This window comes from Tepidimonas charontis, assembly GCF_007556685.1.
GTDB lineage: Bacteria > Pseudomonadota > Gammaproteobacteria > Burkholderiales > Burkholderiaceae_C > Tepidimonas > Tepidimonas charontis.
In genome coordinates, this window is the sequence record NZ_VJON01000003.1 from 1 (window position 1) to 20,029 (window position 20,029).

The window sequence follows — 20,029 nt, forward strand, 5'->3', positions numbered from 1 at the left end:
GCAATCGAAGTGCCGCCGCCCACCGATGCGCTGCTGCGTCCGTTGGCCGAGTACGAAGCGCTCGTCGGAGGAGGCTGGTGATGATCGATACCGACCGACTCGACGAACTGCTCACCCGGCTGCGGCTCACAGCAATTCGCGACCAGCTCGACAGCCTGCTCGACGAAGCCGGCCGGGCGCAGATGACGCTGCGCGAGGCGCTGCTGTTGCTGGCTGAGCGCGAGGTCGCCCGGCGCGACACGCGGCGCATCCAGATGGGCATGAAGCTCGCCCGCTTCCCGTGCGTGCGCACGCTCGACGGCTTCGACTTCGACGCGCAGCCCTCGATCGATCCGGGGCAGATCCGGGATCTGGCCACCGGGCGCTGGATCGGCCACGGTCAGGCCTTGTTGCTGCTCGGCCCGCCCGGCGTGGGCAAGACGCACCTGGCGATTGCCCTCGGGCGCGAAGCGGTGGATCGCGGCTATACGGTGCTCTTTACCTCGGCGGCGGCGCTGATGGCCGGGCTGACGAAGGCGCACGCCGATGGCCGGCTCGAGGAGAAGCTGTTGCAGCTCTCCAAGCCCAAGCTGCTGATCATCGATGAACTGGGCTACCTGCCGCTTGAGCCGGCGGCCGCGCACCTGTTCTTCCAGCTCGTGTCGCGGCGCTATGAGCGGGCCAGCATGCTGATCACCAGCAACCGGCCGGTCGGCGAGTGGGGGCAGGTGTTCGGCGACGCGGTCGCCGCCACCGCCATCCTCGATCGGCTGCTGCACCACAGCCAGGTCATCACGATCCGGGGCGACAGCTATCGGCTGCGCGACAAGCGCCGCAGCGGCCTTCTGCACAAGGCCGCTGCCCCCACCCCGATCACGTCAGAGAGTTGATTAACCCGGGGGTCAATTCCAGATGTCGTCAGGGGGTCAAATCTTCGTGTCGCTTGACAGCTGGTTGTGGTGGCGGTGGCGACGAGCCATCCAGTCCCAACAGCGGCGCGCCTTCAGGAGGACCAACAGCGGCGCGCCTTCAGGAGGAAGCGGCCAGCTGAGTTATGTCATTACCGAGAGCAACGCCAACGAAACGGCGGGTGCGGCGCTCAATCCGATGGCGATTTCAGCGGGGTCGATGCTTGTTTTGGCCTCGGCCGATTCGTCAGCATCGGCGCACCAGGTGCAATTACAGCAATTGTTACTGCAAGATGTCTTGCAGCGCTACAGAGCTACCCGGCTGGGCGGCGATTTCGATACCACGGCATTGGCACCCAAGGCGATTGAGACTGAGCAGGAGCCGTGTAGGTACGGCGGCAGGCAGACCATCACCTATTACGATAAGGATGGGGACGAAGAAACAGGGCACCCCGGCGACTATCTGGAGGTTCGCTACGATTCGTGCAAAGACTTCTCGAATACCTTGTACGACGGCTTTATCCGTCTGGAGGTCAAATCTGTTCGTGCGGTGTCCGCGACCAACGTGTCAGCGGTCTTTGACATCAGTTCGGACCTGAGGCTTCGGGTGGACAGTCAAAATGCACTTCTGAAGGGAACGATGTCTTGGGATGTCGACTTCACGCGCCGCGGCTGGGACGACGACATTCTGACGGGGCAATTCAAGATATCGTCGGACCACATGTCGTTGAAGCTGGACAGTCAGAGCATCGTCTACACCAACTACCTGTATCGCATGGACACTCAGGACGGCCTGCTCAATTGGCAGTTTGACCTCACGGAGCGCGTCGCGCTCAACGGCAAGACGTTCGACGTGGCGACCGAGCAGCGCTTTGCCGTGCGCGATGGCGCCTGTCCGCTGCCGCATGCCGGGGCGGCGATCATCACGGGTGCCGCGTCGCGCATGCGTGTGACGATGCGGCAGGACATGACGACGTTGCTGGAGATCGATGAGAACGGCGATGGCGTCTTTGATAAGACCAAGATCGTGTCCACGCCGGAGGTCTTTGAACGCGATTGCTGGCGATTCGGGCCCCGGGTCCACCGGGGGAACGGATTGGGCGGCGGCGGCCCATCTGCCGCCGCCCGGATTAGGGCTGGATCCCCGCCAAATCCCGCAACACCTGCACCTTGTCGGTGCGCTCCCAGGTGAACTCCGGCTCGTCGCGGCCAAAATGGCCGTAGGCGGCCGTTTTGCCGTAGATGGGGCGCAGCAGGTCCAGCATCTGGATGATGCCTTTGGGCCGCAGGTCGAATACCTCGTTGACGATGGCGGCGATTTTCTCGTCGGGGATGACGCCGGTGCCTTCGGTGTAGACGGTGACGTTGATGGGGCGCGCCACGCCGATGGCGTAGCTGACCTGGATTTGGCACTGGCGCGCCAAGCCGGCGGCGACGATATTCTTGGCCACGTAGCGCGCCGCGTACGCGGCCGAGCGGTCCACCTTGGTCGGGTCTTTGCCGCTGAACGCGCCGCCGCCGTGCGGGCAGGCGCCGCCGTAGGTGTCCACGATGATCTTGCGGCCGGTGAGGCCGCAGTCGCCCTGCGGGCCGCCGATGACGAAGCGCCCGGTGGGGTTGATGAGGTAGCGGGTGTCGTGCAGCCACTCCTTGGGCAGCACCGGTTTGATGATTTCTTCGATGCACGCCTCGATGAAGGCGGGCTTCATGTGTTTGCCGTCGCTCATCTCGGGGCTGTGCTGGCTGGACAGCACCACCGTGTCGATGCTGTGCGGGCGCCCGTCCACGTAGCGCATGGTGATTTGGCTTTTGGCGTCGGGCCGCAGGAAGGGCAGCCGCCCGTCCTTGCGCAGCTGGGCCTGGCGCTCGACGATGCGGTGCGCGTAGTAGATGGGCGCGGGCATGAGCTCGGGCGTTTCGTCACAGGCGTAGCCAAACATCAGGCCCTGGTCGCCCGCGCCGGTGTTGAGGTAGTCGTCGGAGGCGTGGTCCACGCCCTGGGCGATGTCGTTGCTTTGCTTGTCGTAGGCCACCAGCACCGCGCAGCCTTTGTAGTCGATGCCGTACTCGGTGTTGTCGTAGCCGATGCGCTTGATGGTGTCGCGCGCCACCTGGATGTAGTCCACATGCGCGTTGGTGGTGATTTCACCGGCCAATACCACCAGGCCGGTGTTGCACAGCGTCTCGGCGGCGACGCGGCTGCGCGGGTCTTGCTCCAGGATGGCGTCCAGGATGGCGTCCGAGATCTGGTCGGCCACTTTGTCCGGGTGGCCTTCGGAGACCGATTCGCTGGTGAAGAGGAAGTCGTTCGCCATGGCTATACACTCCTTGGTTGGTGGGTGCCGGCGTTCGGCCGGCCCCGTGCGGGAGTGGTGGCGAACGCTTTAGCGGCATTTGTGAATCGCCCGCAAGTAGTTCGGTAACTCGGCGATGAGGCCGAATTCTACCCTGGGGCGCGCGCCCGCGCACCGCACGCCACCCAGTCATCGGTTCGATGGAGGCGACGGGCGAGGCGGCAGACCCGCCTGCGCCGTCCGATGAAGGCGTCTTGAAGGGCTGTGCGATGATGCGTTTGTTTCGGTGGCTGGCCCGCTGGCCGCTGCCGCTGTCACACGCCGTGGGTTGGGCGGGGGGGTGGCTGGTGTGGTTGGCGTCGCCCACCTATCGCCGGCGTTGGCGCGTCCATACGCGGTGGGCTGGCGTGCGCGGTTGGCAGCGCTGGGCGTCGGTCGGGGCGGCGGGGCAGCAGGTGGCCGAGTTGCCGCGCCTGTGGTTCGGGGCGCCCGTGCGCGTAGGCTGGGAGGGGGCGGCGCACATCGAAGCGGCACTCGCGCAGCGCCGCGGCGTGTTGTTTTTGACGCCGCACCTGGGGTGTTTCGAGGTCACGCCGCGCGCGTATGCCGAGCGTTTTGGCGTGCGGGGCGCGCCCATCACCGTGCTGTACCGCCCGTCGCGTCATGCTGGGCTGGATGCGCTGTTGCGCCAGGTCCGCCAGCGCCACGGCATGGCGGCGGTGCCCACCTCGCTGGCGGGGGTGCGGCAGTTGATGCAGGCCCTGCGTCGCGGCGAGGCGGTGGGCCTGTTGCCCGACCAGGTGCCGCCCGAGGGGCTGGGGGTGTGGGCGCCATTTTTTGGCCGCCCGGCTTACACGATGACGCTGGCGGCGCGGCTGGCGCAGCAGCCCGGCGTGCAGGTGTTGCTGGCCTGGGGAGAGCGGCTGCCGTGGGGCCGCGGGTATGTGGTGCACGTGCAGCCCTGGGCACAGGTGATGGAGGAGCCCATCGCGGCCGACGCGGAGCAAGCGGCCGCGCAAATCAACCGCGCGCTGGAGCGCCTGATTGAGCGCGCGCCGGCGCAATATCTGTGGGGCTACGCCCGCTACAAGGCGCCGCGGCCGCTGTCGGCCGGGGCGATATGAGCCAAACCGGGGTCTAGGGAGACACTGATTTAATCGCCCCCGAGAGGGCAGTCAGTGGCTAAGATGTAGGGCAACGACCTCGCAGGAGCGCGGTCATCATGCAAAGACAGACGAGTTTTGCCGAACTGGAGTGGTCTGCGAAGAAGCGCTAGACTCGACGCGAGCGGTTTTTGAACGCGATCGGTCCGATCACTCCGTGGGAGAAGCTGTTGCAGGTTATCGCCCCCCACTACTCAGAAGGCGATCGTGGCCGTCCCCCGAAGGGTCTGGAGCGCATGCTGCCCATGTACGTGGCGCAGCAGTGCCTGGGGTTGTCGGACGAAGGCATCGAGGATGCGGTCTACGACAGCCATGCGGTGCGCCGGTTCGTTGGTGTGGACTTGGGCGCAGACGAGGTGCCCGATGCCACGACGCTGCTGAAGTTTCGCCGCTTGCTCCAAGTCCACGAGCTGACCCGTGCCATCTTCGAGGCGATCAACGTTCATCTGCGTGAGCGTGGGCTGACGATGCACCGAGGCACGGTCGTGGATGCCACGCTCATTGCTGCCCCCAGCTCGACCAAGAACGCTCGCGGTGAGCGTGATCCGGAGATGCATCAGACGAAGAAGGGCAACCAGTGGTACTTTGTGAGCTGCGCGCATCCCGCCTGCGGCGGGACCGCTGGCTTGCGCCAGCGTCCTGCGGCGCCTACGGCGCCTGGTGGCGTGAAGGCGCATGTGGGAGCGGACGCCGCCTCAGGCCTGGTGCACACGGTGGTGACCACGGCGGCCAATGTGGCTGATGTGACACAGGCGCATCGGCTGTTGCACGGGCAAGAGACCGACGTCTTTGCCGATGCGGGCTACCTTGGGGCGGACAAACGCCCGGAAAACCAGGGCAAGTCCGTGACCTGGCACGTGGCGATGCGGCCAGGCAAGCGGCGGGCATTGGACAAGACCACTTCTCTGGGGCGGGTGATGGATGCCTTGGAGCGCGGAGAAGCGTGCATTCGCGCCAAAGTCGAGCATGCCTTTCATGTGGTCAAGAACCTCTTTCGACACAAGAAGGCGCGCTATCGGGGGCTGCGCAAGAACGGCCAGCAGCTGTTGACGCTGTTTGCACTGGCCAACCTGGTGCTGGCGCGCCGGTGGCTGCTGGGCACGCAAGGCCTTGGTGCGTCCGCAGCGCGGTAATGAGGGGGGTGAAAGCCCTCGCAAGGGGGGCAAACAGGCCCATGGATGGGCCATACGGCCCCAAAATCGCCCACCGCCATGAACAGAGAACCCACTGTCGCGTCAACGGGCCTGAAACGTCGCATTGTTCAGCGGTTCCTTAGAGTCCGGGGTTGATGGTAGTGGATGCCAGTTGCTTCGCATCGGCGCCCGGTGTCAGTCTGCCCAATGCCTTCTTCGGCCGCTCCTCGTTGTATTCCCAGCGCCAGGTGTTTGAACTGGCCGGGGAAGTTTTGGTGGATGAAGAGAATGTTCACAAATGGGGCAGCCAGGGATTGATGATCTTCAAGCCGTCGATCCCTTCGAAGTCAGACACGTTACGCGTCGCCAAGGTTAGATGGTGCGCGAGCGCAATGGCGGCAATCTGCGCATCTTCAGTGCTGATGGGGCGTCCGGCGCGCATACGCTGCGCCACCACAGCGGCGTAGCGTAGCGCCGCTCGCTCATCGAAGGGCAGGCAGCGCCCCGCAAAGTCTTCCTCAAACATCGCTTGTGCCGCTCGTGCCAGCGCCGCTTGGCGCTTGCCCGCAGGCATCAGCGCCAGACCAAGTGCGATCTCGGCGCGGCTCACAGCGCAGACCCACACCTGTTCAGGGTCGAGGCGATCCAGCCATGCCGTCACCGCTTCGGCGGGCTGCGGACGCATGAATTCGGACAGCACATTGGTGTCGAGAAGCTTCATGGCCTGTCATCCCAATTGGGCGGCGTACGCGGCGGTCGGCGCGCGGGTAACTCAAAGTCCGCATCGGCCACCTCGGCAAAGCGCTGCTTCAGCCGCTGCCCCAAAGGTTGGGCGTTGGGCGCACGAAGCAAGGCTTCACGCAGAATGCGGCGGACCTCCTCTTCCATCGACACCCCGTGCTGCGCGGCACGAATGCGCAGTGCCTGCTTGATGGCGTCATCCACATGACGAATCGTCAAGGCTGCCATTGGAGCACTCCCCGATTGATAGCAATGATTGCATTGTAGGCGTTGCCATCTTTTCCGTCAAAGCACCCTCAGTACCCCCAGCTTCGCGGGCCAAACCAACGTTGCCTTGGCAAAGTCGATCATGGCAAGCTGTCGGTAGGCCCGGGTGCGCTCCATGGCGCTGTCCACCTCGGCATCGACCAGCGTCAGCACTGTCTGCTCGGCAAGCGTTTGCGTCGGATAGGCCGCGAAGGCGTAAAACGGGTCCATCCGCATGCGACAGCCCTCCACCCCATCGCGCACACGGTGTCCTTGTAGCCATCCCAGTCGGCCACCAATACCGGCAGGCCAGCGGCCATGCCTTCACATCCTCGACTGACACAGGCGACCTTTTTGCCTTCCACCGCCGCGGTGTGAAGTCCTTTGGTGTGGTCAGTTCAAACACCTCGTCGTGAATGGTGGCGGTGTACAGGCCCGCGGCTTGCGCTTCCTGCATCACCCCAGGGTCCCAGCCGATGCCAGACAAGATGCCGATGCGCGCGTTGCCCGCCAGCTCCGGGATCAGCTGCGGCAGCTCCTGCAGCTGCTGCTTGAGCTGCTCGATCGCTTCGCGCTTGACGCGGCTTTTGACCTCCACGATCACGGCGGTGTTGACCGCGCCATTGGCCCAAGCGAGCACGTCGTATTCCTGCTCGCGCCCGCCGCGGCGCACGCGCACGCGCGGGTTGATCGTCTCCATGCCAAAGCGCGTCAGCAAAATGCGCTCCATCGACGGCAGCGCCATGCCTTCGGCAAAGTAGCCGAACTTGTCGCCTAAGCCTGCGATTTGCCACCCCAACTCACGCAGTTGCCGGTGGGTCTCCTGCATGCGACGATCCGTCTCGCGGCTGCTCTCGCGTAGCTCTCGAATCAGGCGGTCGGTTTCCCGACTTTGGACGGCCAAGCTCGCTACCAGAGCGCGGATGTCTTCCCAACTCATCGCGGCGGGATCCAGAGTCCGGGCAGGCAGGGGGACGTGTCATCAAACGAATCAGACCAAACGTCCACCGAGTATACGCCGCACCGTTGAAGAGCGCAGCGCTTGCCGAGCTTGGCTGCTCGCATCGCCGGCAGGCTTCGCTTTATCCTTCAAATCGGCGGCGTGGGGCAACCGCAAGCCGGCTTTGGGGTGTCGATCCATCGCGCGGAGCTCACATCGCGTGGGTTCATCCGTGGCCTACAGGAGCCGCGCTGCAACGGGCCGCGGAACGGCAGCCTCAGTCCCCGAGCCGGTGTCTCATCAGGTATGCCTCGATGAGGCTCATTACCTGCGCAGGCTGCTCGTGCAGCAGCCAATGTGACGCTTCGGGCAAGCGCTCGATGCGCAGATCCGGCACCCAGGCATCCAACCCGTCCAGCAGCGACGGCAGCAGGGCTTGGTCGCGCAAGCCCCAGATCACCAGGGTGGGCAGGGACACGTGCAGCAGGCTGTCGGGCAGCTCGACGCCGGCAGCGCCCGGGTCATCCGCCGTGGGCGGGCGCAGTGGCGAGGCCGCGTAGAAATTTAGACCGCCCTGCAGGCCCAGCGCCCACACCGCTTCGTACTGCGCTTGCAGCGCCAGGGTGAGCCAAGCCGAGGTGTCGGACATGCCCTTGAAAAAGCGCCACAGCTGGGCGTAGCCGTCGGCGGCCAGGCGTTGGGCAGCGTCGGGGCGGATCAGAAAATTCATGTAGGCGCTGGCGGCCTGCTGGGCGGGCGACTGCCGCAGGTCGCGCCAGAAGGCGCCGGGGTGCGGCGCGTTGAGGATGACCAGTTGCCGCAGCCGCTGTGGTTGAGTGGCGGCCAGATTCCAGGCGATGGCGCCGCCCCAGTCATGCGCCACCAGTGCCCCGACTTGCCCCGGCGTGGGGCTGTCGAAGGTGACGGCGTCGATGAGCGCGGCGATATCCTGTACCAGGTGGCGGGCGCGGTAAGCCTGTGGGTCGGCGGGGGCGCTGGAGCGTTCGTAGCCGCGCAGATTGGGAGCGATACAGCGCCAACCCCCGTGTTGCGGCTGCGCGAAGTAGGCCAGCGCCTCGTCCCAAACGAAGGCGGCCTCGGGAAAGCCGTGCAAAAACACCAGTACCGGCCGGCCGCGTTGGCCGGCGGCGCGCACGCTCAGCGTGATGCCGTGTGGCAGTGGGCAGAAGAAGGTCTCGATCATCGGCGCAGTCTCCGGGCGGGGCCCTGCGGCGCCACGCATTACAGCGGAGACTCGGGGTGAGACCAGTCCCACAGTCGCTGGGCCACGTCTTCCACTCCTTGGCGCTTCAGGGCGGAAAACAGCATCGCATCACCGCCGCGGCATTGCAGTCGCGCAACGGACAGGGCCTTGAGTCCCTCCTGGCGCGACAGTTTGTCGGCTTTGGTCAGCAGCACCAGAAAGTCCAGCCCCTGTTCGACCCGGGGACGGATGATCTCCAACAGGGCTTCGTCGAGCTCGGTCAGCCCCAGGCGTGCGTCGCACAGCAGCACGACCGCACGCAGGTTGGGCCGACTGACCAGGTAGTTCGCCATGACCTGTTGCCAGCGCCGTTTGGCCGCTTGCGGCACCGCCGCGTAGCCGTAACCGGGCAAATCGGCCAGCACAGCGTCGGTCTGCCCGCTCTTGCCCAGCGCAAACAGCACGATGCTTTGCGTGCGCCCGGGCATTTTGGAGGCGAAGGCCAGTTGCCGCTGTTGGGTCAGCGTGTTGATGCAGGTGGACTTGCCGGCGTTGGAGCGACCGACGAAGGCGATTTCGGGCACCGTCAGCACGGGCAGATGCTGCAGCTGCGGAGCTTCGGTGAGAAAGCGCGCGGTGTGCAGCCATGCCATGGGGGTCGGTGTTGCCGGCGCGGCAAGCGTGGAGGGTGGGTGTTTGTCCATACCGAGTTCTGGGGGCATTGTAGAATCCGGGTGAACCCTTGGTCTGCCGGGCTGGGCAGTGGATGCCGCCCGGTGTCACTCGCGCCCAATCAGCGATCTCGTCATGAAACCCTTCGTCACGCTCATCGGGGCCGCCTTGGCCGCCACCTTGTCCTGGTCTGCCCACGCACAAAGCGCCCAGCCCGATGTCAAGCGCGGTGCGGCGCTGTTCGGTCAGGTGTGTGTGGCGTGCCACGCGGCGGATGGCAATTCGACCACCGCGGCCAACCCCAAGCTGGCCCAGCAGCATCCGGAATACCTGATCAAGCAGCTCGCTGAGTACAAAAGCGGCAAGCGCGCCAACGCGGTGATGGTGGGCTTCGCGTCGGCGCTGTCGGAGCAGGACATGCGTGACATCGCCCACTGGCTGGCCAGCCAAAAGGCGGCGCCGGGCTTTGCCACCGACGCCGAGCTGGTGCGCCTGGGCGAGCGCATCTACCGTGGCGGCTTGATGGATCGTCGCATTCCGGCCTGCGCGGGGTGCCACTCGCCCAACGGCGCGGGTATCCCGGCCGAGTACCCGCGCTTGGCGGGGCAGCACGCCGAGTACACGGCCACGCAACTGAAGCTCTTCCGCAGCAACGAGCGCGCCAACAGCAAACAGATGCACGAAATCGCTCGCTATCTCACCGACCATGAGATCGCGGCGTTGGCGCAGTACATCGCCGGTTTGCAGTGAGGCCCCGGGCACTTCGGGGGTAAGTGGCGCTGCGGCGGCGCACAATATCAGTGACTGTTAATATTGTCGTCGGTGGCCGGCCCGCAGTCCGGAACCTTCTGCCCCGCAACCGATCCCATGGCAGGCAGGCCCCGCGGGCCTGCCTTTTTTGTCTAGCCGAATCCGCATGAGTGCTTCCACCGCCGGAATCGAGTTGCGCGCCACGAACCGCTGGCTGGCAGCAGTCGTCGAACTGCTGTCGTCGATGCGCTTTGCCATCGCGCTGCTGACGGTGATTTGCATCGCCTCGGTGGTGGGCACCGTGCTCAAGCAGCACGAACCGATCAACAACTACGTCAATCAGTTTGGCCCGTTTTGGTCGGAGGTGTTCGGCGCGCTGTCGCTGTACGCGGTCTACAGCGCCTGGTGGTTTTTGCTGATCCTGGCGTTTTTGGTGATCAGCACCTCGCTGTGCATCGTGCGCAACACGCCCAAGATCCTGGCCGACCTGCGCCAGTACAAGGAGCACGTGCGCGAGCAAAGCCTGCAGGCGTTTCACCACAAGGCGCAAGCGGAGCTGGCCGAAGCACCGCGCGCGGCGGCCGAGCGCATCGGTCAGGCACTGCTGGCGCGCGGGTGGAAGGTGCGGCTGCAAGCCCGCGAAACACCCGCCGGTACCGGTTGGATGGTGGCGGCCAAGGCCGGGGCGGCCAACAAGCTGGGGTATTTGGCGGCGCATGCGGCCATCGTCATCATCTGCATCGGGGGCTTGTTCGACGGCGACCTGATGGTGCGCGCGCAGATGTGGTTTGGGGGCAAGGAGCCGCTGCGCGGCAGCGGGCTGATTGCCGACGTGCCCGACAAACACCGTTTGAGCGACGCCAACCCCACCTTTCGCGGCAATTTGCTGGTCACGGAAGGCACGCGCGCTGGCGTGGCGGTGCTGGCGCAGCCCGAAGGCGTGGTGTTGCAGGAGTTGCCGTTCGACGTCGAACTGAAGAAATTTATCGTCGAGTACTACGACACCGGGATGCCGCGTCTTTTTGCCAGCGAAATCGTCATCCACGACCGCTACAGCGGTGAGGCGATTCCGGCGCGGGTGGAGGTCAACCACCCGGTGGAGCATCGAGGCATACACATTTATCAATCCAGCTTCGACGATGGGGGCTCGCTGGTGAAGCTGCGCGCGCTGCCGATGGGCGCGGCGGTGGCCCCGTTCGAGGTGCAGGGCCGCATCGGCGAGGCCACCACCCTGACCAACGGCAGCGAGCGGCTGCGCCTGGAGTTCACGGGGTTGCGCGTCATCAACGTGGAAAATTTCGGCGGGGCGCGCGACGGCGACGGCGCTGACGTGCGCCGGGTCGATCTGCGCCAAGCCATCGAAGCGCGCTTAGGCGCGGGCCACAAAACGGTGCGCGAGCGCACGCTGCGCAACGTCGGCCCCAGCGTCACCTACAAGCTGCGTGATGAAGCCGGCCAGGCGCGCGAATATCACAACTATCAGCTGCCCATCGAGCTCGACGGCCAGCGTGTGTATTTGTTCGGGGTGCGCGACACGCCGGCCGAGCCGTTTCGCTATCTGCGCGTGCCGGTGGACGAAAACGACAGCCTGGAGGGCTTTCTGCGGCTGCAGGCCGCCTTGGCCGATGAGGGGCTGCGCCGGCGCGCCGTGCAGCGCTACGTGGCCCAGGCCAGCGCCGGGCAGCCGCCGGCGGTGGTGGCGGCGTTGCAGGGCTCGGCCCAGCGTGCCATCGATTTGTTTGCCGGAGTGGATCCGGAAATCGAGCGTCTGCCGCACGGCGGGGCGCCGCGGCTGGGTGGTTTGCAAGCGCTGTCGGCGTTCATGGAAGCCAACGTGCCCGAGGTCGAGCGCGAGCGCGCCGGCGAAGTGCTGCTGCGCATTCTCAACGGTACGCTGTTCGAGCTGTACCAACTCAGCCGTGAGCGCGCCGGGGTGCCGGCGGCCGAGCGCGGCGAGGCGACGGCGGCCTTCATGACGCAGGCGGTGTTGAGCCTGTCGGATGCCTTCTTCTACCCCGCGCCGCTGGTGTTGATGCTGACTGATTTCGAGCACGTGCAAGCCAGCGTCTTCCAGGTGGCGCGCGCCCCTGGCAAGACCATTGTCTATATCGGGTGCGTGTTGCTGATCGTGGGCGTTTTTGCGATGCTGTACGTGCGCGAACGTCGTCTTTGGGTGTGGCTGGCGCCCGCACCGTCGGGCGCGGCGGCGACGATGGCGCTGTCGAGTAACCGCAAGCTGCTGGACAACGACCGCGAGTTCGATTCCCTCAAAGCCCTGTTGTCTTCGCCCACTCCAGGAGGTGCCTGATGACCACCGTGACCGAGACGATCGACCTGCAACCGGCCGGGCGCGACGCCCATGGCTGGCGTGGCTGGCTGGCGCGCCGTAGCCTCTGGGACTGGTTGTACGCGCTGCTGGTGCTGGTGGGCACGGGGGTGGCCTTTGCCATCTACGGCGCGCGCATGGACGGCTACGAGCGCGCCATCTTGGCGGGCACGGCCCCCAGTCTGGTCGCACTGGCGTGGTTTTGGCGCCCGGTGCAGCCGCTGACGGTGGTGGTGGCGGCGCTGTCGCTACTGGCCATCGGGCTGTATCAGGGTGATGCCGGGGCGGACCTCGGGCGCTCCGAGCAGGTGTTCTGGCTGAAATATTTTTTGTCCAGCCAGTCCGCCATCTTGTGGATGAGCGTGCTGTTTTTCATGAGCACGGTGTTTTATTGGATCGGGCTGCTCGCGCCCCGCGGTGGTGATGCGGCCGAGCGCTTGGGCTCGCGCATCGCCTGGGCGGCGGTGGCGCTGGCGCTGGTGGGCACCATGGTGCGCTGGTACGAGAGCCACCAGCTCGGGCCCGGCATCGGCCACATTCCGGTGAGCAATCTGTACGAGGTATTCGTGCTGTTTGCCTGGTTGACGGCGGTGTACTACCTGTACTACGAAGATCGCTACCAGACGCGGCGGATGGGCGCGTTTGCGATGCTGATCGTCAGCGCCGCGGTGGGCTTTTTGCTGTGGTACACCGTGGTGCGCGAGGCGCATCAAATCCAGCCCCTGGTACCGGCGCTGCAGAGCTGGTGGATGAAGCTGCACGTGCCGGCCAACTTCATCGGCTACGGCACTTTCGCGATTGCTGCGATGTTGGCCTTTGCCTATCTGATCAAACAAAGCGCGGCCGAGACGCGCTGGTGGAAGCTGGCGCCGCTGTGGGCGTTGGGCATCGTGCTGTGCTTCGAGCCGCTGGTGTTTCGGCAGGGGGCGGCGGAGCGCGGTGGCAGTTACTGGTTCATCTACTTTGGTGTGTCGGCCTTGATCGTCGGCGGCATCTTGGCTGCGCGCCGCCGTATCGCCGAGCGCCTGCCCAGTCTGCAGGTGCTCGACGATGTGATGTACAAGGCGATTGCGGTGGGGTTTGCGTTCTTCACCATCGCCACGGTGCTCGGTGCGCTCTGGGCGGCCGAGGCCTGGGGCGGCTACTGGAGCTGGGACCCGAAGGAAACCTGGGCGCTGATCGTGTGGCTGAACTACGCGGCGTGGCTGCACATGCGCTTGATCAAGGGCCTGCGCGGCACGGTGGCCGCTTGGTGGGCGCTGGTGGGTCTGGCCATCACCACCTTCGCGTTCTTGGGCGTGAACATGTTTTTGAGCGGGTTGCACAGCTACGGCGGGCTGTAAGCCGTCGCCTGGCAGTGCGCCGGGCAACTCAGCGCCGTGAACGAAGGGGGTGGCGATGCGAATTCAGCCCAGCGAAATCACCCCGCGCGCGCTGTTCGAGGACCGGCGTGCCTGGTTGCGCCGCGCCGGGTGGGCGGCGCTGGGCGCGGCGTGGTCCGTCCCAACGGGGCAGGCATGGGCCACATCCTCGGCGTCGGCTCCCGCCTCCCCCGTCGAGGCGATGCCCGGGAACCGGTCCCCCGTCGCGAGCTGGGACCCGCAAGCCGCCCGTTCGTCGGGGCACACCTCCGCGCAACCCCTTGCTGCGCGGCCGAGTCAGGTGCCGGGTGCCCGCGCGGCTGACGCCGTGACGCCGCGTGACCTGGCCACGCGCTACAACAATTTTTATGAATTTGGTACTGACAAGGCCGACCCGGCCCGGCTGGCGCACCACATGCCGCTGCGGCCGTGGTCCGTGCACATCGACGGCCTGGTGGCGCGTCCGCTGACGCTGGACATCGACGAGCTGCTGCGGCTGGCACCGCTGGAGGAGCGCATCTACCGGCTGCGCTGCGTCGAAGGCTGGTCGATGGTGATTCCGTGGATCGGCTACCCGCTGGCGGCGCTCATCGAGCGGGCGCAGCCCTTGGGCAGCGCCAAATATGTCGAATTTCATTCGCTGGCGGATGCGCACAGCATGCCGGGGCTGCGCTCGTCGGTGCTGCTGTGGCCTTACGTCGAGGGCCTGCGCCTGGATGAGGCCCGCCACCCGTTGACGCTGTTGACGTTGGGGGCATATGGCGAGGTCCTGCTGCCGCAAAACGGCGCGCCGGTGCGGGTGGTGGTGCCCTGGAAATACGGGTTCAAAAGCGGCAAATCGATCGTGCGGCTGCGCTTCGTGGAGCGCCAGCCCGCCACCAGTTGGGCCACGGCCGCACCCCATGAGTATGGCTTTTACGCCAACGTCAACCCCGACGTGCCGCACCCGCGCTGGAGCCAGGCCACCGAGCGGCGCCTGGGGCAGGGGGGCGTTTTTGCGCCGCGCGTGCCCACGCTCCCGTTCAACGGCTATGCCGAACAGGTGGCCCACCTGTACGCCGGCATGGACCTGCGGCGCTATTTCTGACGCCGGCGCCGTGAGCTCCCCCATGAGCACGCGGGAATGGGCCGAGACCGCGGTGCGGGCCCTGCGCCCGTGGGTAATGACCGCGCTGGTGGCCCCGGCGCTGTGGCTGTGGGGGGCGGCGCTGGCCGATCGCCTGGGTGCCAACCCGGCTGAGGCCTTGATTCGCGGCCTGGGCGACTGGGCGCTGGGGCTGCTGTGTGCCACGCTAGCGGTGACCCCGCTGCGCGAGGCGACCGGCTGGCGAACCTGGGCCGCCTGGCGCCGACCGTTGGGGCTGTGGACGTTTACCTACGCGGCCATGCACCTGCTGGCCTACGCTTGGCTGGATCAAGGCGGGCGGCTGGCTGCCGTGGTGGACGACGTCGCGCAGCGGCCCTTCATCGCCGTGGGGATGGCCACCTTCGGCCTGTTGGTGCCCTTGGCGGCGACCTCACACGGGGCTGCCGTTCGCTGGCTGGGCGCGCTGCGCTGGCGCGCGCTGCACCGGGCGGTGTACGTCGTGGCCGCGCTGGTGTGCCTGCATTTTTGGTGGATGCGCGCGGGCAAGCGCGACTACGCGGATGTGGTCCTGGCAGCGAGCGTGCTGGCCCTCCTGCTGGGCTGGCGTGGGGTGCGCTGGTGGTGGACGCGCCGGCGGCGCGTACCGTCAAGCCCGCGTTGACGTTACCACGTCCAGCGCCAGGGCACGCTCCTGCCGCCACAGGTCGCTGGGCACTTCGCGCGCCCGAATCAGCTGGCTGCGCGCGCCGCTGACCAGCACTTCGGCCGCCTTGCCACGCGTGTTGTAGTGGCTGGCCATGCTCATGCAGTACGCGCCGGCCGAGGCCACGGCCAGCCAGTCCCCGGCCTGGGTCACCAGCGCGCGGTCGCGGCCCAACCAGTCGCCGCTCTCGCACACTGGCCCCACCACGTCCCACAGTTCGGGGGTGCCCGCGCGCGGGCGCACCGGCACGATGGCGTGGTAGGCCTCGTACATCGCCGGGCGCGGCAGGTCATTCATGCCGGCATCGACGATCAAGAACGACTTTGCCGGCCCCGGCTTGGTGTACAACACCTCGGTGACGCAAATGCCGGCGTTGCCCACCAGCGAGCGGCCGGGTTCGAACAGCAGCCGCCGGTGGCCGTGGCCGCGCGCGTCCAGCCGCTGCAGCAGGGCGGCCATCCACGCTTGCACGGCGGGCGGGGTCTCGTCGCGGTAGGTGATGCCCAGGCCACCGCCCAAGTCCAGGTGGTGCAGCGCAATGCCCGCCGCTTCCACCTGCTCCACCAGGTCGAGCACGCGGTCGAGCGCATCCAGATACGGCGCGACGGACGTGATCTGCGACCCGATGTGGCAGTCGATGCCCACCACCTGCAGACCGGGCAGCGTCGCCGCCCGTTGGTAGGCGGCCAGCGCCTGCTCGTGCGGGATGCCAAACTTGTTGTCGCGCAGGCCGGTGGAGATGTAGGGGTGGGTCTGCGCGTCCACATCCGGGTTGACGCGCAGACTGACCGGCGCGCGGCAGCCCAGCTCACGTGCCACGGCGTCGAGCACGTCCAGCTCGGCCAGGCTTTCCACGTTGAAGCAGCCGATGCCCACCTGCAAGGCGCGACGCATTTCGGCGCGTGTCTTGCCCACGCCCGAGAAGACGATGCGTTGCGGGTCGGCGCCGGCGCGCAAGGCCCGCTCCAGTTCCCCACCCGAGACGATGTCGAAGCCACAGCCCGCGCGCGCGAACAGCTCCAGCACCGCCAGTGTGGAGTTGGCCTTCATCGCGTAGCACACCAGCGCATCGCGCCCCGCCAGCGCCTGTTGGTAAGCGCGGGCGGCATCGCGCATGGCGCTCGCGGAATAGACGAACAGCGGTGTACCGTGTGCGCGCGCCAACTCGGCCACCGGCAACTCCTCGACCCACAGTTCACCGTCGCGCCAGTGAAAGTAGGGGGCGCCAGGCAGGGCGGGCATTGCAACGGGGTCAGGCGAGGTCGGGGTCATGGTGGGCAGCGCGGTGTCGGCCGAACCGGGGCGGGCGGTCATGTGGGAAGGGCGCCGTCCCGTGGTGCATTGGCGGGGGGCGCAGGCTCCAAATCGTCGGGCACCGGGAAGGTGGCTTCCTGGGGGGAGCCCCCTGTCGGCGCGTGCGCCTGAGGCAGGCTGAGCGGTCCCTTTTGGCCGCATCCCGTCAGGGTCAAGACAGCCAGGGCGGCGGACGCCACGGCCACCCGGCCTACAATCATTGGCAAGGCAAACATCCTCGCGATTGTAGTGATGACCGACCTCGAATACCTCGACCGTGCCGAAGCCGTGCTGCGTGCGGTGGAGCTCAATTGTGACCGCATCAACGAAGAGACCGACGCCGATATCGACAACCAGCGCGTCGGCGGCATGGTGACGTTGACGTTTCGCAACGGCAGCCAGATCGTCATCAACCTGCAAAAGCCGCTGCACGAAATTTGGATGGCGGCGCGCAGCGGCGGCTACCACTACCGCTACGACGGCGCGCATTGGACGGACACCAAAGGGGCGGGCGAGTTTTTTGCCCATTTGTCCCGCGAGGCGTCGCTGCAGGCCGGCATCCCGCTGACGTTTCGGCCCCTTCAGTGAGGCAAGGGCGGCTGCTCCTCGTTACCGACGGGACGCGATCGGGCGGCGCTGCGGTGCGCTCACAAGAGGTGGGCGACTCGGCGTCCGGGGACAGCGAGGCGATGGCGTGCGGGCCACGCCGTCAGCGGCCAAGAGCCATCCGAGCGTCCGCTTCGAAGCACGCCGGTGTCACCACCGCACATCACTGCCGGAACAAATCGAGGATGCTGCGCCGTTCCTGCGCGTCGGTGCCTCCATCCGGCGGGGCTTCACCCGGCGCGGTTTGCGCGGGGTTACCGAAACCTAAGCGCAACACATAGCTGCCGTCGGCGTATTCTTGATAAACCCAGTCGCCATCGACGAAGGCGACCCCAGGCGGCGCCGCGATTTCCTGCACCGGCACATTGCGCAGCGCCTGCTCCATGAAGCCGATCCAGATCGGCAGTGCCAACGCCCCGCCGGTGGCGCGTCGGCCCAGGTTGCGCGGCGTGTCGTAGCCCAGCCAGGCCGCCGCTGACAGCGTCGGGTGAAAACCGACGAACCAGGCGTCCCGTGCATCGTTGGTGGTGCCGGTTTTGCCGTACAGATCGGGCCGCTTGAGCGTGGCTTGGGCACGCGCGGCCGTGCCCGAGCGGGTGATTTCGTTGAGCAGTTGGCTCATCACGAAGGCGTTGCGCTCGGGCAGCGTGCGCCGCGCTTCGTCGGGTTGCTGGGCGGGCACCTCCAGCAGCACGCGCCCATTGGGGTCGGCGATGCGCGTGATGAGCACCGGCGGCAGGTAATGTCCCCCGTTGGCGAAGACCGCGTAGCCGGCTGCCATCTCCAGCGGCGTGACGGCGCCGGCGCCCAGCGCCATCGTCAGGTATGGCGGATGCTTGGCGGGATCGAGCCCGAAGCGCTCGATCCACTGCTGAGCGGATTGGGTGCCGACGGCGCGCAATACCTGGATCGAGACCATGTTTTTGGATTTGGCCAGCGCCGTGCGCACCGTCATCGGCCCCTCGTACTGACCATCGTAATTTTTCGGCTCCCACGGTTTGCCGCCAGTGACGCTGGCCGGGAAAAACAGCGGCGCGTCGTTGACGATGGTGGCGGGCATGATGCCCTTCTCCAGCGCTGCGGAATAGATGAAAGGTTTGAAGCTGGAGCCGGGCTGACGCTGCGACTGGGTGACGCGGTTGAATTTGTTGCGCTCGAAATCGAAGCCGCCCACCAGCGCGCGGATGCCACCGTCGCGAGGATCGACGGCGACGAAGGCAGCCTCTACCTCCGGCAGCTGGGTCAGCACCCAACTGGTGCCGACGCGGGCGATGCGCACCACTGCACCCGGGCGCAGCGCGATCTGCGGCGGTGCGTTGGGTGCCAAGGCCGAGCGCACCGCTTCCAGCCCGGCACCGGTGATCTCGATCGGGGCATCGTCACCGCGCACCACCACGACCTTACGCGCGTCGGCCGCCAGCACCACGGCGCTGAGAAAAGGGTCGTTGTCCGGGTGGGCGGCCAGCGCCTCGTCGATGGCCGTATCGCGGGCCGCGGGGTCGGCGGGCAATTCGATGAAGCGCTCGGGCCCGCGGTAATGCTGGCGCCGCTCGAAGTCCAGCAGCCCCTGACGCACGGCACGCCAGGCGGCGCGCTGCAGGGCCGGATCGACGGTGGTGACCACTTGCAGGCCGGCGGTGTAGGCGTCTTCGCCGTAGCGCTCGACGATGGCCTGGCGCACCATTTCGGTCACGTATTCGGCGCGCAATGCATCGTCGCCCTGGGGGCGGCGCAGGCGCAGCGGTTCATGGCGCGCCGCTTCGGCCTCGGCTTCGGTGATGAAGCCGTTTTCGAGCATGCGGTCGATGATGTAGAGCTGCCGAGCCCGCGCCCGGCGTGGGTTGTTGATCGGGTTGTACGCCGACGGTGCCTTGGGCAGACCGGCCAGCATGGCCGCCTCGGCAACGGTGAGCTCCTGCAGCGATTTGCCGAAGTACGTGCGCGCCGCGGCCGCGAAACCGTAGGAGCGGTGGCCCAGGAAAATCTGGTTCATGTAGATCTCGAGGATCTGCTCCTTGGTCAGCAGATGCTCGAGTTTGAATGTCAGCAAAATTTCGTAGATTTTGCGCAGGTAACTCTTTTCGCTGGAGAGATAGACGTTGCGGGCCACCTGCATCGTGATGGTGGAGGCACCTTGGCTCTTGGCCTCGCTCAGATTGGCCAGCGCGGCGCGCAGCAGACCGCGGTAGTCGACGCCGCTGTGTTCGAAGAAGCGCGCATCTTCGATGGCGAGCACTGCCTTGACCACAACCGGCGGAATGTCGCGAAACCGCACCAGGTTGCGCCGCTCCTCGCCGAACTCGCCCAGCAGCGAGCCATCGCGCGCGTACACGCGCAGCGGCAATTTGGGGCGGTAGTCGGCCAGCTCGCTGACGTCGGGCAGGTTGGGGTAGGCCACCGCCAGCGCCAGGCCCACCAACATGGCCACGGAAACGAGGGCTGTGGCCAGCAGCGCTGCCGCGCCGCCCAACGCCCGCCACCACCAGGGTCGCGCGGCCGGGCGCCCCTGGGCGGGGGCAGGGGCAGAGCCCGTTGGCGTGGCGGAGCGAGACATGGGGCAGTGGGCAACCGGTGGCCGTGGATTATAGGAAAGGGAGCGGGTGCGGCAGACGCTGCGGCGGCG

Annotated in this window: 19 protein-coding genes; 10 read left to right on the top strand and 9 right to left on the bottom strand. The window is 66.7% G+C overall.

Features of this window, described 5'->3' with window-relative positions; translation table 11 throughout:
* Positions 1 to 80: 80 nt before the first annotated feature.
* On the top strand, positions 81 to 869 hold the full coding sequence (gene istB / locus Tchar_RS01555; RefSeq protein WP_144327345.1) for an IS21-like element helper ATPase IstB: 789 nt from the start codon (positions 81 to 83) through the stop codon (positions 867 to 869).
* Between the two features lie 46 nt (positions 870 to 915).
* Complete coding sequence (locus Tchar_RS01560; RefSeq protein WP_144327346.1) at positions 916 to 2,079, top strand: hypothetical protein; 1,164 nt, start codon at positions 916 to 918, stop codon at positions 2,077 to 2,079.
* Here Tchar_RS01560 and metK read toward each other — a convergent pair.
* A complete protein-coding gene (gene metK / locus Tchar_RS01565; RefSeq protein WP_144327347.1) occupies positions 2,018 to 3,202 on the bottom strand; it encodes a methionine adenosyltransferase in 1,185 nt (394 codons plus the stop codon). The genes Tchar_RS01560 and metK overlap by 62 nt on opposite strands.
* 248 nt (positions 3,203 to 3,450) lie before the next feature.
* Between metK and Tchar_RS01570 the strand changes: the two genes are divergently transcribed.
* Both Tchar_RS01570 and Tchar_RS01575 read left to right on the top strand, forming a co-directional pair.
* A complete protein-coding gene (locus tag Tchar_RS01570; protein WP_144327348.1) occupies positions 3,451 to 4,305 on the top strand; it encodes a lysophospholipid acyltransferase family protein in 855 nt (284 codons plus the stop codon).
* Positions 4,306 to 4,475: 170 nt separating this feature from the next.
* Positions 4,476 to 5,477 (top strand): IS5 family transposase, encoded by a 1,002-nt coding sequence (locus Tchar_RS01575; protein WP_236640091.1) that lies wholly within the window; start codon positions 4,476 to 4,478, stop codon positions 5,475 to 5,477.
* A gap of 292 nt (positions 5,478 to 5,769) precedes the next feature.
* On the opposite strand, the gene Tchar_RS01585 is transcribed toward Tchar_RS01575, so the two are convergent.
* The 5 genes from Tchar_RS01585 to yihA all read right to left on the bottom strand — a co-directional run bounded on the left by Tchar_RS01585 (position 5,770) and on the right by yihA (position 9,261).
* Positions 5,770 to 6,198, bottom strand: a complete 429-nt coding sequence (locus tag Tchar_RS01585) for a type II toxin-antitoxin system VapC family toxin (protein ID WP_144327349.1) — start codon at positions 6,196 to 6,198, stop codon at positions 5,770 to 5,772.
* Entirely contained in the window at positions 6,195 to 6,446 is a 252-nt protein-coding gene (locus Tchar_RS01590; RefSeq protein WP_144327350.1) for a FitA-like ribbon-helix-helix domain-containing protein, read from the bottom strand. The genes Tchar_RS01585 and Tchar_RS01590 overlap by 4 nt, the downstream gene beginning before the upstream one ends.
* Entirely contained in the window at positions 6,415 to 7,404 is a 990-nt protein-coding gene (locus Tchar_RS13795) for a type I restriction enzyme HsdR N-terminal domain-containing protein (protein WP_201739269.1), read from the bottom strand. Before Tchar_RS13795 ends, Tchar_RS01590 begins: the two co-directional genes overlap by 32 nt.
* 277 nt (positions 7,405 to 7,681) lie before the next feature.
* Positions 7,682 to 8,608, bottom strand: a complete 927-nt coding sequence (locus Tchar_RS01600) for an alpha/beta fold hydrolase (protein WP_144327351.1) — start codon at positions 8,606 to 8,608, stop codon at positions 7,682 to 7,684.
* A 38-nt stretch (positions 8,609 to 8,646) separates the two neighbouring features.
* Positions 8,647 to 9,261 (bottom strand): ribosome biogenesis GTP-binding protein YihA/YsxC, encoded by a 615-nt coding sequence (gene yihA, locus Tchar_RS01605; RefSeq protein WP_144327352.1) that lies wholly within the window; start codon positions 9,259 to 9,261, stop codon positions 8,647 to 8,649.
* A 154-nt stretch (positions 9,262 to 9,415) separates the two neighbouring features.
* Between yihA and Tchar_RS01610 the strand changes: the two genes are divergently transcribed.
* From Tchar_RS01610 to Tchar_RS01630, 5 genes are all read left to right on the top strand, one after another.
* Entirely contained in the window at positions 9,416 to 10,030 is a 615-nt protein-coding gene (locus Tchar_RS01610; RefSeq protein ID WP_144327353.1) for a c-type cytochrome, read from the top strand.
* A 166-nt stretch (positions 10,031 to 10,196) separates the two neighbouring features.
* The gene (locus Tchar_RS01615) at positions 10,197 to 12,338 is read left to right on the top strand and encodes a cytochrome c biogenesis protein ResB (RefSeq protein WP_144327354.1); all 2,142 of its coding nucleotides are present in this window, start codon (positions 10,197 to 10,199) and stop codon (positions 12,336 to 12,338) included.
* Positions 12,338 to 13,699 (top strand): c-type cytochrome biogenesis protein CcsB, encoded by a 1,362-nt coding sequence (ccsB, locus tag Tchar_RS01620; protein ID WP_144327355.1) that lies wholly within the window; start codon positions 12,338 to 12,340, stop codon positions 13,697 to 13,699. The genes Tchar_RS01615 and ccsB overlap by 1 nt, the downstream gene beginning before the upstream one ends.
* 55 nt (positions 13,700 to 13,754) lie before the next feature.
* Complete coding sequence (gene msrP / locus Tchar_RS01625; protein ID WP_144327356.1) at positions 13,755 to 14,804, top strand: protein-methionine-sulfoxide reductase catalytic subunit MsrP; 1,050 nt, start codon at positions 13,755 to 13,757, stop codon at positions 14,802 to 14,804.
* 22 nt (positions 14,805 to 14,826) lie between these two features.
* Positions 14,827 to 15,465, top strand: coding sequence for a protein-methionine-sulfoxide reductase heme-binding subunit MsrQ (locus Tchar_RS01630; RefSeq protein WP_144327357.1), 639 nt, complete (start codon positions 14,827 to 14,829; stop codon positions 15,463 to 15,465).
* Here the strand turns inward: Tchar_RS01630 and lysA are convergent.
* Both lysA and lptM read right to left on the bottom strand, forming a co-directional pair.
* Positions 15,451 to 16,749, bottom strand: a complete 1,299-nt coding sequence (lysA, locus tag Tchar_RS01635; RefSeq protein WP_144327432.1) for a diaminopimelate decarboxylase — start codon at positions 16,747 to 16,749, stop codon at positions 15,451 to 15,453. The two genes, Tchar_RS01630 and lysA, sit on opposite strands and share 15 nt — an antisense overlap.
* A 68-nt stretch (positions 16,750 to 16,817) precedes the next feature.
* A complete protein-coding gene (gene lptM, locus Tchar_RS14280) occupies positions 16,818 to 17,171 on the bottom strand; it encodes an LPS translocon maturation chaperone LptM (protein ID WP_408033525.1) in 354 nt (117 codons plus the stop codon).
* Between lptM and cyaY the strand changes: the two genes are divergently transcribed.
* Positions 17,053 to 17,388 (top strand): iron donor protein CyaY, encoded by a 336-nt coding sequence (gene cyaY, locus Tchar_RS01645; protein WP_144327359.1) that lies wholly within the window; start codon positions 17,053 to 17,055, stop codon positions 17,386 to 17,388. The genes lptM and cyaY overlap by 119 nt on opposite strands.
* A gap of 181 nt (positions 17,389 to 17,569) precedes the next feature.
* Here cyaY and Tchar_RS01650 read toward each other — a convergent pair whose 3' ends face one another.
* Positions 17,570 to 19,960 (bottom strand): penicillin-binding protein 1A, encoded by a 2,391-nt coding sequence (locus Tchar_RS01650; RefSeq protein WP_408033526.1) that lies wholly within the window; start codon positions 19,958 to 19,960, stop codon positions 17,570 to 17,572.
* Positions 19,961 to 20,029: the final 69 nt, after the last annotated feature.

Coding starts and splice junctions, on each gene's coding strand:
- istB (WP_144327345.1), top strand. CDS start 81: ATGATCGATACCGACCGACTCGACGAACTGCTCACCCGGCTGCGGCTC.
- metK (WP_144327347.1), bottom strand. CDS start 3,202: ATGGCGAACGACTTCCTCTTCACCAGCGAATCGGTCTCCGAAGGCCAC.
- Tchar_RS01570 (WP_144327348.1), top strand. CDS start 3,451: ATGATGCGTTTGTTTCGGTGGCTGGCCCGCTGGCCGCTGCCGCTGTCA.
- Tchar_RS01585 (WP_144327349.1), bottom strand. CDS start 6,198: ATGAAGCTTCTCGACACCAATGTGCTGTCCGAATTCATGCGTCCGCAG.
- Tchar_RS01590 (WP_144327350.1), bottom strand. CDS start 6,446: ATGGCAGCCTTGACGATTCGTCATGTGGATGACGCCATCAAGCAGGCA.
- Tchar_RS13795 (WP_201739269.1), bottom strand. CDS start 7,404: ATGAGTTGGGAAGACATCCGCGCTCTGGTAGCGAGCTTGGCCGTCCAA.
- Tchar_RS01600 (WP_144327351.1), bottom strand. CDS start 8,608: ATGATCGAGACCTTCTTCTGCCCACTGCCACACGGCATCACGCTGAGC.
- yihA (WP_144327352.1), bottom strand. CDS start 9,261: ATGGCATGGCTGCACACCGCGCGCTTTCTCACCGAAGCTCCGCAGCTG.
- Tchar_RS01610 (WP_144327353.1), top strand. CDS start 9,416: ATGAAACCCTTCGTCACGCTCATCGGGGCCGCCTTGGCCGCCACCTTG.
- Tchar_RS01615 (WP_144327354.1), top strand. CDS start 10,197: ATGAGTGCTTCCACCGCCGGAATCGAGTTGCGCGCCACGAACCGCTGG.
- ccsB (WP_144327355.1), top strand. CDS start 12,338: ATGACCACCGTGACCGAGACGATCGACCTGCAACCGGCCGGGCGCGAC.
- msrP (WP_144327356.1), top strand. CDS start 13,755: ATGCGAATTCAGCCCAGCGAAATCACCCCGCGCGCGCTGTTCGAGGAC.
- Tchar_RS01630 (WP_144327357.1), top strand. CDS start 14,827: ATGAGCACGCGGGAATGGGCCGAGACCGCGGTGCGGGCCCTGCGCCCG.
- lysA (WP_144327432.1), bottom strand. CDS start 16,749: ATGCCCGCCCTGCCTGGCGCCCCCTACTTTCACTGGCGCGACGGTGAA.
- cyaY (WP_144327359.1), top strand. CDS start 17,053: ATGACCGACCTCGAATACCTCGACCGTGCCGAAGCCGTGCTGCGTGCG.
- lptM (WP_408033525.1), bottom strand. CDS start 17,171: ATGCCGCCGACGCGCTGGTTGTCGATATCGGCGTCGGTCTCTTCGTTG.
- Tchar_RS01650 (WP_408033526.1), bottom strand. CDS start 19,960: ATGTCTCGCTCCGCCACGCCAACGGGCTCTGCCCCTGCCCCCGCCCAG.